11 protein-coding genes and 1 pseudogene are annotated in these 10,359 nt (G+C 38.1%); 6 read left to right on the top strand and 6 right to left on the bottom strand.

Translation table 11 applies throughout. The annotated features are described in order from the left end of the window. The 4 genes and pseudogenes from GAB14E_RS25130 to GAB14E_RS06215 all read left to right on the top strand — a co-directional run. A pseudogene (locus GAB14E_RS25130) lies at positions 1–246 on the top strand (hypothetical protein); the annotation flags it as partial. A gap of 123 nt (positions 247–369) precedes the next feature. Further along, positions 370–507, top strand: coding sequence for a hypothetical protein (locus GAB14E_RS24910; RefSeq protein WP_156115763.1), 138 nt, complete (start codon positions 370–372; stop codon positions 505–507). Positions 508–510: 3 nt separating this feature from the next. Further along, a complete protein-coding gene (locus tag GAB14E_RS06210; protein ID WP_033083449.1) occupies positions 511–1,548 on the top strand; it encodes a hypothetical protein in 1,038 nt (345 codons plus the stop codon). Positions 1,549–1,666: 118 nt separating this feature from the next. Continuing rightward, positions 1,667–2,170 carry a CC0125/CC1285 family lipoprotein gene (locus GAB14E_RS06215; RefSeq protein ID WP_156115762.1) on the top strand — a complete coding sequence of 168 codons (504 nt, stop codon included), beginning with the start codon at positions 1,667–1,669 and terminating at the stop codon, positions 2,168–2,170. Positions 2,171–2,254: 84 nt separating this feature from the next. Here GAB14E_RS06215 and GAB14E_RS06220 read toward each other — a convergent pair whose 3' ends face one another. Then, complete coding sequence (locus GAB14E_RS06220) at positions 2,255–2,674, bottom strand: secondary thiamine-phosphate synthase enzyme YjbQ (RefSeq protein WP_033083447.1); 420 nt, start codon at positions 2,672–2,674, stop codon at positions 2,255–2,257. A gap of 30 nt (positions 2,675–2,704) precedes the next feature. After that, a complete protein-coding gene (locus tag GAB14E_RS06225; RefSeq protein WP_033083446.1) occupies positions 2,705–3,685 on the bottom strand; it encodes a LysR family transcriptional regulator in 981 nt (326 codons plus the stop codon). A gap of 189 nt (positions 3,686–3,874) precedes the next feature. On the opposite strand from GAB14E_RS06225, the gene metE reads away from it, so the two are divergent. Then, on the top strand, positions 3,875–6,184 hold the full coding sequence (gene metE, locus GAB14E_RS06230; protein ID WP_033083445.1) for a 5-methyltetrahydropteroyltriglutamate--homocysteine S-methyltransferase: 2,310 nt from the start codon (positions 3,875–3,877) through the stop codon (positions 6,182–6,184). 127 nt (positions 6,185–6,311) lie between these two features. Here the strand turns inward: metE and GAB14E_RS06235 are convergent, their stop codons facing one another. From GAB14E_RS06235 to GAB14E_RS06250, 4 genes are all read right to left on the bottom strand, one after another. Then, on the bottom strand, positions 6,312–6,842 hold the full coding sequence (locus GAB14E_RS06235; protein ID WP_033083444.1) for a VOC family protein: 531 nt from the start codon (positions 6,840–6,842) through the stop codon (positions 6,312–6,314). Between the two features lie 156 nt (positions 6,843–6,998). Then, positions 6,999–7,859: a formyltetrahydrofolate deformylase gene (purU, locus tag GAB14E_RS06240; protein WP_033083443.1), complete on the bottom strand. Its 861-nt coding sequence runs from the start codon at positions 7,857–7,859 to the stop codon at positions 6,999–7,001. A gap of 237 nt (positions 7,860–8,096) precedes the next feature. Further along, entirely contained in the window at positions 8,097–8,348 is a 252-nt protein-coding gene (locus tag GAB14E_RS06245; protein ID WP_033083442.1) for a VF530 family protein, read from the bottom strand. Between the two features lie 172 nt (positions 8,349–8,520). Further along, positions 8,521–9,249 (bottom strand): glutathione peroxidase, encoded by a 729-nt coding sequence (locus GAB14E_RS06250; protein WP_033083441.1) that lies wholly within the window; start codon positions 9,247–9,249, stop codon positions 8,521–8,523. Positions 9,250–9,547: 298 nt separating this feature from the next. On the opposite strand from GAB14E_RS06250, the gene hutG reads away from it, so the two are divergent. Further along, on the top strand, positions 9,548–10,336 hold the full coding sequence (hutG, locus tag GAB14E_RS06255; RefSeq protein ID WP_033083440.1) for an N-formylglutamate deformylase: 789 nt from the start codon (positions 9,548–9,550) through the stop codon (positions 10,334–10,336). The last annotated feature ends 23 nt before the right edge of the window (positions 10,337–10,359 follow it).

Here is a 10,359-nt window from a genome sequence, read left to right as displayed (position 1 = left end):
CCGCCAAGTAAATGCTTTTTTGAGTTTAATAATCTCAATTGGCAGTTTATTCCTTATCCGGCATTGATGTTATTAGCATTGCGTAAAGTGCGTGGTATTGATACACCAGATATAGAACACCCTGCTTTTGGCAAACTTACTGATATCCGACTTGTTGATGGGGAGGATGTGCATGATGACGTTTTTGAGAAATTAACTGCCAAGCTTAAACAACAAGGTTTCGACATGAGCACCATTTATAGTTAAAGCAATTAACTAGAAAGCAATTAACTAGGACAGTCGCTTAAATTTACTAATACAAATCATGCTGATAAAAAACTGCAAAGCTATTTTGTTGATAACTTTAATAACCAGGGTATTGAGGCCACTTTGGCTGTTGAAAATACCAACTTAGCCGTACCTGGTATGTGTTGTGGCTGTAGTATTACTACCTCTAATTTTGCCAACCAGCTACCGAACGCCACTATTACTATGTACCATAGTGCCTTTGGCTCTAGGGGAGATTAAACCGTGCAACATCATTCATTAATACAACAACTGGCATTTGGTCGCGACCTGAGCCAGTCAACTCATCAAGGTTATAGCCTTGATGAGTTGACTATCTTAAAACAAGAATTATTTTTTTATGAGCCGTTATTTACCTTTTTATCTGTGATGGGTAAAAACCATGGCGGCTTGCTCGATAACCCAAATTTCCTAGTCTATAGGCCAGAGTTAGATTTTTTTAAGTTAAAAAAAGTTAGGGATTCCCTTTTTGAAAAACAGGATCTAGATGGAAAACGAGAAGCTTGTTTTTTGTTGGAGGCAAATAAAGGTATTTACTATATTCTTATGTACTTTGGTTCTAAGATTGGGGAAAAAAACATTGATGCCAAAGTATGTATTTATAATGAACATGACCATAGCTTTAAAGTCACCGAATGGGACCTTTATGATTATTTAACTGAGCGGTGTATCAGCGATAAAAGTAAGCTCAGCGAGCCACAAACAGGGCGATTGATGGCAAACCCCACTGTGCCCTTTATCCCTCCACTTACTGCTAATGAAATAGCGAAAATAAAACAACGCTTTTTATCGCAAATAGTACAGGGTGCTTACCCCATAGAAAATTTGGCGGTGGTAGGCTATAGCGAGCATGAAATTTCCATACTCGAAGCCGCTTATGACTTTGATGCTCAGGGTGACTTGCGCGATTTTTTAAGAGTAATTGGCCGTGATCATGGTGGCATGTGTTATGACAGAGCATATATGGATACAATTTTAAATCAACTTTTGTCCCGTGATTATTGTAGAGATAATTTATTAGATTTTGAAGGTGAGCATCTCCTTGATGGAGCATTTGTTTTATTTGCAATTGATACAGATTATTATTTTTTACCTACTCGCAGTAATGACCAAAATACAATATATTGTGCTAGTGAAAATAATGAAAAAGTTAAATCAACAGACCAAACCCTCATTGAAGATTTACAAGCTCAGTTTAATTTAAGACTAAAAAACGGCTTAGTGCAGCATCATAAAGCAAAACAAATTCGTCGAATTTTTTAAGTTTTAATAAGCAATGATAATTAAACAACGAGTTTTTGAATAAAAGAGACCAGAGCCGTTTAACAGCTTAAATAGGTTAACATAAGGCAGGGTTAAATTTTTATAGTACAGGAATAGTATGCAGAGACGATCATTAATAGTGTGTGTGTTATTAGCCTTATGTACTGGCTGTTCGGCTGTCTCTTATCAATCTGCGGGTTTACGGGGCGGGTATAGCGAAAGGTTGCTATCTGAGCATAGTTATCGCGTACGATACTCCGGCAACGGCTCGGTAACTCTCGAGCAAGCAATAGATTTTGTTATGCTGCGCGGGGCTATTCTTGCCAAAAATAATGGTGCAAAGGTGTTTACTAGCTCCGACTTTAAAACCAAGGTGAGTAAAGTCGATTTAGGCACACCTGGTGTCTATGCTTATAAGCCTATGGTTTATGTTACTGTGAGTTTAGCTTCAGAATACGATCCAAAACGTATGGCAAGCTGCGCTCGCTTTAGCTTGATATTTCAACTTTCTGAAGCAGCCAAGAAAACCGTTGAGCATGCTCACACCACGGATAGCTGTATTGAAGAGATTAGAAAAAAATATAAGTTAACCGACCAGCAAATAGCAGATAAAAAACTGTAACTTTGTTTGCCAAGGTAACGTGTTGCCGCCATTATTTTTTTAGTCGGGGAATGGCTTATCTAACTTTTTCCTATTCATCATTGCCTATTCACCATTAATAGTCGCCACAATCGTGCGGCTACTGGCATGGTTCCTATGTTCTCCTAAATATATTCCCTGCCAAACGCCTATATTTAATTGGCCATTACTAATGGGTAAACTCAAGCTGTTGCCTAATAAACTGGCTTTAATGTGCGCAGGCATATCATCATCACCTTCATAGATGTGTTGGTAATATGGCGCACGTTCAGGGACAAAATGATTAAAGTGTGCTTCCATATCGCTGCGCACTGTCGGGTCGGCATTTTCATTCAGGGTAATTGAAGCTGAGCTATGTTTAATAAAAAGATGCAGGATGCCACAGCTAATTTTATCTACCTTAGGCAGTTGCCTCAGTATTTCATCGGTGATTAAATGAAAGCCACGTTTTCTTGCTCGCAAAGTTATTTCAGTTTGATGCCACATGGCTTACCTCATTAATCGATTGTGATGAGTTTAACTCAAGTCAGTATACAAGTTGGCGAATTCTTTAATAGCTTCAGGCAGTAACTTTTCTATCATATCTATTTGGCTACTATTTTTATCATAACGAGCATAAAGCTTTTTATGAATACCTTTTTCGCCTAAACGTTTACAGTGAAATAGTGATTGTTTGGTGGTACTTGTTACTAACCAATCAGGCAAAGTAGCCACGCCCATATTAGCTGAAACCATCTGCAACATAACATGACTGCTGGTTACTTTTTTTATTTTACTCGGTTTGCATTTTGCTGGCGTTAAAAATAACTTAAAGATATCTAACTGCTCGGGTGGCAAGGGGTAGGTGAGCAAGGTGAATTGCTTAAAATGTTCGGGCAGTAAATAAGGTACAGAGTTGTTTTTCTCTTGGTAATAAGGCTCTTTATTTGCCTGTGTTGTATTAGTCGAAGTTGTATTAGCCAGTGTATCAGTCAGTGTTTTAGCAGATAGAACAGCCATGACTTCAAACTGGCCAATTTCTTGGTAAATTATATTTTCTTCCGATAATTTCTCATCGGTAAAAAGAATGTCTACAGGTTGTTCATTATTACTTTTTAGCTTGTTAACCTCGAATGACTCATCTATAAATTCCAGTTCTACGTCACTGTTTTGCTGTGAAAAATGGCTGGTTACTGGTAATAACCACTGAAAACATGCATGACATGCAATAGCTATCTTTAATGAGCTTGTTGTTAAATACGGGGATTTCAAGGCGCTATTCGTTGCCCTAATCTTGGGTAATATATCTTCGCCCAAATTGAGCAATAACCTGCCTGCTTCAGTAAATTCTAGCGGAGAGGTATTTCGAATAAATAATGGTGTATTTAATCTTTGCTCTAAATCTTTTATTTGATGCGACAAAGCCGATTGGCTACTAAATAACTGTTCAGCAGCTTTACGAATATTTCCTGTATTGGCGAGGGTTGTCAGCGTTTTTAGGTGTTTAATTTCGAACATTATGAATTTATTTCAACTCCCTGTTGAATTATTTGCGCTTGTCTTAAATGTTACTTTTATAGAGTATAACCATTCAAACGTCTAGACGTCCATATGTTTTTTCATGAAAGTGAATAGTAAGGAAACCTAGCCAGTTAACAGAATTTTTACCCTTTTATTAGCAAATCAAATAAACATATTGGAGCAGTCATGCAAATTCATAATCTAGGTTTTCCCCGTATTGGCGCAAAGCGTGAACTAAAATTTTCTTTAGAAAAATACTGGCGTGGTGAGCTATCACAAGCTGATTTTCTAACTGAGTGTCAGCAGCGTCGTCAGCAAAACTGGCAGATTCAGCAAGAGGCAGGAGTAGAGTGGTTACCTGTGGGGGATTTTGCTCATTACGACAATGTATTAAATACCACGTTATTATTAGGTTTAGCACCAGAGCGCTTCACTAGCCATACCGCGAATGAAAAGCCTACTCATGCTAGCAACGAAGAGCATAATGATTTAGATCTTGAGTTTCGTATCGGCCGAGGTCAAGCGCCAACCGGCTGTCAATGTGCTGCCAGCGATATGACTAAGTGGTTTAATACCAATTATCATTATATTGTGCCAGAACTAAGTGCTGAATTATTAGCTAAAGATACTGTAGTTAATACTGATAACTTACTTGCCCATTTTAATGAAGCACAAGCCATTACTGATAACCGTAAAGCGGTATTACTTGGGCCAATTACTTACCTGTATTTAAGTGTGACGGGCAATGAAGATAAATTAGCGCTTTTACCCAAACTATTAACACGTTATCAGGCGGTATTAACACAGTTATCAGCTGCTGGCATACAGTGGCTACAGCTTGATGAGCCAGTATTAGGGCTAGAGTTAGATAACGAATGGCAACAAGCTTTTACCCAAGCATATCAAACCCTTAATAAGGGTAAACTGAAAGTCTTATTAACCAGCTACTTTGCTTCCATTGATCATCATATCAATTTAATTAAAGGTTTAAATTTTGATGGGCTACATATAGACACTATTGCAGAGCATAGTGATGTGGTGGGTATAATTGAACGTTTACCTAACGACTGGGTTATTTCATTAGGTGTTATTAACGGTCGAAATGTTTGGAAAACAGATTTAGTCTCGGTTTATAAAAAACTAGCGCCTTTATATAAAACCTTAGGTGATCGTTTATGGATTGCACCTTCTTGTTCATTATTACATTCGCCAGTGGATTTAGAGCAAGAAAGTAAACTCGATAGCGAATTTAAATCTTGGTTAGCCTTTGCTAAGCAAAAGTGCCAAGAATTGAGCTTGCTTAAAAATGCCTTGGTTAATAAAAATAGTGATGGAATAACCATATACTCAAACCCTGCTGTAGCGCGTAGTGTTTCGAAACGCATTAACAACAAGGAAGTACAGCAACGTGTTAGTGCCTTAATACCAACAGACTTTGCGCGTAAAGAGAGTTTTGAAGTGCGTAAAATAGCCCAACAAGCAGAATTAAATTTACCACTTTTACCAACCACTACTATCGGCTCTTTCCCTCAAACGGGTGATATTCGTGATACCCGTGCTAAGTGGCGCCGTAGTGAAATAACCGATGAGCAATACACCAGCCTTATCCAAGACGAAATTCGTGACACTATTACTCGCCAAGAAGAGATAGGTTTAGATGTATTGGTACATGGTGAAGCTGAACGTAACGACATGGTTGAGTATTTTGGTGAGCTACTTGATGGTGTCGCTTTTACTCAGTTTGCTTGGGTGCAAAGTTATGGTTCACGCTGCGTTAAGCCGCCAATTATTTTTGGTGATATCAGCCGTAAAAAGCCAATGACCGTTGAATGGACTAATTTTGCCCAGTCGTTAACAGCTAAGCCGGTTAAAGCCATGTTAACAGGGCCTATCACTATTTTGTGTTGGTCGTTTGTGCGTGATGATTTATCGCGTGCACAGGTAGCAAAGCAGATTGCCTTGGCGATAAGTGATGAAGTTGTGGATTTAATTGCTAGCGGTACACAAATCATTCAAATAGATGAGCCAGCTATACGTGAAGGCATGCCTGTTAAGAAAAGCCAATGGCAAACATACCTTGATTGGGCAACGGCATCATTTTGTTTGTCGGCAGCTAAAGCGCCAGCAGCAACACAAATTCACAGCCATATGTGTTATTCAGAATTCAACGATATATTGCCCGCTATTGTTGCCCTTGATGCTGATGTATTAACGATTGAGACATCACGTTCAAATATGTCACTACTTGATGCCTTTGATGAACAAGCCTACCCAAATGATTTAGGGCCAGGTGTTTATGATATTCATACACCAAATGTTCCAGAGGTAGATTGGATGGTTAATTTAATTGGCAAAGCACAAAAGCATATTCCTGTAGAACGTTTATGGGTAAATCCAGACTGTGGTTTAAAAACACGTGGCTGGACAGAGACTAAGCTTGCTCTTGAGAATATGGTTAATGCGGCTAAGCAATTACGTAAAGAATACCAAGCCTAGTTTTACTTGGTTTATGATTAACTGAGTTTGTTCGACTGAACGATAAAAGCCCGCTAGTGATTAACTAGAGGGCTCTATTTTATTGCTTATCTTCAGACTAAATGTTTTAAACATTTTGTAGGAAAAATTAATCTTGTTCGTGTAACCAAGCAGCATGCTTAGGTGCGCGTTTGGTAACAGACCACTCTTCAACCATGTCGTGTGCTACTCTGTTGAGTTCTTTGTATTGCTCTGGCGTTCCAATATCAGTGGCTAGCTCTAGACGGTGACCATTTGGATCAAAGAAATATATAGATTTAAATACACCATGATTAACGGGGCCTAAAACGTCAACACCTTTACTTTCCAATTCTTCTTTTGCAGAGACTAGTTCATCAAAACTGGCAACTCTTAAAGCAATATGCTGAACCCAAGCTGGAGTATTTTGATCTCTGTCCATAGCTGGGGAATTGGGTAGCTCAAAAAAGGCTAAAACATTTTCATTACCCGCATCTAGAAAAATGTGCATATAAGGGTCAGGTGCTTTAGTGGAAGGTACTTCATTTTCTGCAATAGCGAGTACTAAGCCCATGTTTAACTTGTCTTGGTACCAATTAGTGGTTTCTTTGGCATCTTTGCAGCGATAGGCGACGTGATGAATTTTTTCAACATTAATCATGAATCGGACTTTATTAAAATAGGTTATGGGGTAATTTTAATCATAAAGTATCCGCTTAGGCTAATTTTAGCTTCATTTAGTAAAACAGCAGACGTCAGCGGGAGTTGACGGCTGTAATAAATTACTTACAGCCGGAGACATTAATGTTTATATTTGTTAAGCAAGAATAACTGTTTTATCACCATTTAGACAAACCCGCTGTTCAGCGTGAATTCTTACTGCATGGCAGAGTGCAGTAGCTTCTAAGTCATGACCCATATGTACCATTTGTTCTATGGTAAAAGTATGGTTAATAGGTTTTACTTCTTGAGCGATGATAGGCCCTTCATCAAGGTTAGCAGTAACATAATGCGCGGTAGCGCCAATGACTTTAACACCACGAGCATGGGCTTGATGATAAGGGCGTGCGCCTTTAAAACTGGGTAAAAATGAATGATGGATGTTAATGGCTTTACCGTGTAATTTTTGACATAAATCATCGGACAATATTTGCATATAGCGGGCTAAGACTAATAAGTCGATCTTAAGCTCTGTCATTAAATCATTAATTTTAGCTTCTTGTTTGGTCTTAGTGTCGGCATTAACGGGCAAGTAATAAAATGGAATATTATGCCACTCACTTAAAGCCTGGCAGTCTTGATGGTTTGAGACAACACCAACAACATTAATGGGCAAGACCCCAGACTTCCACTTAGTTAATAGTGATACTAAGCAGTGATCGTCTTTTGAAACGGCGATCAAGATATTTGGCACATCTTCTTTTTTTCGTAATTGATATTGCATAGCCAGCGGTTTGGCTAACGCATTTAATGCTTCAACAAACTCACTACTGGAGACCGTTAAGTTGCGGTCATCAAAAGCAATACGTGAAAAGAAGGTTTCACTGTAAGGGTCACTGTATTGTGAGGTTTCGGTAATAAAAGCGCCGTGTGAAAATAGGCTTTGCGATACTTTGGCTAGCACGCCTGAATTATCAGGGCATTGCCAAGTTAAAATATATTGAGTGGCTAAAGACATAACGAGCTAATTCTTAATGAGTATTGTAGCCATCATTAGATATTTTACGTTGTAATGCTAGTGTTTTAATAGCTCGTCTAGCTATAGCTTATAGAATGAATACCATTTGGATTAATTTAGGTTACAGTATTTATTTTAAAATAAGCAACGAGGTTATTGGATTTTTAGGTTATAGAAAATGATCACTTAGTTAGTGCAATTGCTATAGTAGCCAGCTAAGTGACTGAATCTGTCGAACTAGTTTAAATCATCTGATTCAAATGAATTCTGGATTTTAATTTTATTTTTAATATAAAGCAGCTCAACCTTTTCTCTAGCCCAAGGCGTTTTACGCAGGAACTTTAACGTTGATTGAATACTTGGGTTGTCGGTAAAACATTTGATTTTAATTGTTTTACCTAAAGTTTCAAAGCCAAAGTAGGCTTCTAGTTCAGTGACTATAGTTTTGAGATTAATACCGTGAAGTGGGTTGTAGGGCTGGTTATCCATTATTAATTCCAATAAGTAACTTTCTTAACTTCAGTAATTGCAGCAATTTAGCTGTTGCCGCTGGCTAGTCGTTAGATGTAAAAAACACAATAACGAGAGTATATCATTATTGTGTTTTTATTCGTGTATTGCTTGCCTTAAGGTTGCAAACTTTAAAGCTATTTCAGGGTGATTAGCTAAAGTATTTGGTTAACTCGTCATTGCCACCTATGTGTTTACCGTCAATAAATATTTGCGGCGTGGTATCGGCTTGAGTAATAGCTCGCATTGCCGTAATACTAGTGTCTTCACCTAAAATCATCTCTTCATATTGTAAACCTTTTTCAGCTAACAAGGCTTTAGTTTTTGCACAATGTGAACAGCCGTGTTTAGTGAAAATAGCGATTTCAGTTTTTTGTACTGCTTCAGGGTTGATGAAGTTCAGCATAGTATCAGCGTCAGATACTTCAAACGGGTCGCCAGGCAAATCAGGTTCGATGAACATTTTTTCGATAATGCCATTTTTAACTAACATGGCATAACGCCAACTACGTTTGCCAAAGCCAATCTCTGATTTATCAACTAATAAACCCATGCCTTGAGTGAAATCACCATTACCATCAGGAATAAAGCTAATTTTGTCGGCATCTTGATCTTTTGCCCAAGCATTCATCACAAAAGTATCATTTACTGAGATACAAACAATCTCATCAACACCGTTGGCAAAGAATTTAGCGGCTAATTCGTTATAACGTGGTAAGTGAGAAGATGAACACGTTGGCGTAAATGCACCGGGTAATGAAAAAACAATCACAGTTTTGTTGGCAAAAATATCTTCACTGCTGCGTGCACTCCATGTGTCATCAGCTATGATTGGAAAAGTAACAGCAGGGACTTTTTGACCGGTAATATCGTTAAACATAATGAAATCCTTTATGGGTTATTTGTATTCGTTTAGCCAAGTTACTAGGTGAGGTAACTCGTTAAGATGCAGCTATTATGATAGCTCAACTGCGGTTAGTAAAACTCATTAAATCTATCATTACAATAGGTAAAACCTATTTATAAAGTAAGTTAATTGGATCCTTAATAATGAGGACTAAAGTGAGCAAGACAAAAGAATTTCATCTATCCTTGCTCAGACTCACTAACGCATGATAAATTAGTTATTATCAAGTTGTATATACAATTTGAACTGTAGCTAATTTTTAGGGGATAATATGAATACAAGTTATGATTTGGTCACTGGCAACATAGGTATGTTAATTAGCATGCCACATAATGGTCAATCAATCCCTGATGGTATAATAAGCACCATGACAAATGCGGGGCACCAAGTCCCAGATACTGATTGGTATATGGATAAGCTCTATGACTTTGCCCAAGATCTTGGTATTTCGATTATTAAGCCAAAATACAGTCGTTATGTTATCGATTTAAACCGAAATATCGATGGTATCAATTTATACCCTGGCGCTAATAGCACCGAACTTTGTCCAACGACAGCTTTTGATTTATCGCCATTATATAAATCGGGCCAAGAGCCTACTGAAGCGGAAATTCAACGAAGAATTGAGCTTTATTGGCAGCCTTATCACCAAGCACTGAGCGATACTTTAGCCAAGATGAAAGCACAGTTTGGTAAAGTTGTTTTATTAGATGCTCACTCTATCTTATCTAAAGTGCCACGTTTTTTTGAAGGGCAGTTACCTGATTTTAATTTTGGCAGTGCCAATGGGGCGAGCTGTAGCAGCGAGCTGATTAACAAAGTTTCCCAGCTTGATTTATCTCCGTACACCCGTGTCGTTAATGGCCGCTTTAAAGGGGGTTATATCACTCGAGGTTATGGTAATCCTAAAGAAAACATCCATGCAGTGCAGCTAGAATTATCACAACATACTTATATGGATGAGCCAAGTGATCACTATAACCATGAAAAAGCAGATCAGGTAAAAGTGAAGTTACAGCAATTTGTACAATGTTTAGCTGACTTTTCTCAACAAAAATAAGTCTGCCACCCTTTTTGAATGTA

This window comes from Colwellia psychrerythraea (assembly GCF_000764185.1).
Classification (GTDB): domain Bacteria; phylum Pseudomonadota; class Gammaproteobacteria; order Enterobacterales; family Alteromonadaceae; genus Colwellia; species Colwellia psychrerythraea_B.
This window is presented reverse-complemented; position numbering and strand designations above follow the sequence as displayed.

Coding starts and splice junctions, on each gene's coding strand:
- hutG (WP_033083440.1), top strand. CDS start 9,548: ATGAATACAAGTTATGATTTGGTCACTGGCAACATAGGTATGTTAATT.
- GAB14E_RS06245 (WP_033083442.1), bottom strand. CDS start 8,348: ATGGATAACCAGCCCTACAACCCACTTCACGGTATTAATCTCAAAACT.
- GAB14E_RS06220 (WP_033083447.1), bottom strand. CDS start 2,674: ATGTGGCATCAAACTGAAATAACTTTGCGAGCAAGAAAACGTGGCTTT.
- GAB14E_RS06250 (WP_033083441.1), bottom strand. CDS start 9,249: ATGTTTAACGATATTACCGGTCAAAAAGTCCCTGCTGTTACTTTTCCA.
- GAB14E_RS06225 (WP_033083446.1), bottom strand. CDS start 3,685: ATGTTCGAAATTAAACACCTAAAAACGCTGACAACCCTCGCCAATACA.
- metE (WP_033083445.1), top strand. CDS start 3,875: ATGCAAATTCATAATCTAGGTTTTCCCCGTATTGGCGCAAAGCGTGAA.
- purU (WP_033083443.1), bottom strand. CDS start 7,859: ATGTCTTTAGCCACTCAATATATTTTAACTTGGCAATGCCCTGATAAT.
- GAB14E_RS06215 (WP_156115762.1), top strand. CDS start 1,667: ATGCAGAGACGATCATTAATAGTGTGTGTGTTATTAGCCTTATGTACT.
- GAB14E_RS06235 (WP_033083444.1), bottom strand. CDS start 6,842: ATGATTAATGTTGAAAAAATTCATCACGTCGCCTATCGCTGCAAAGAT.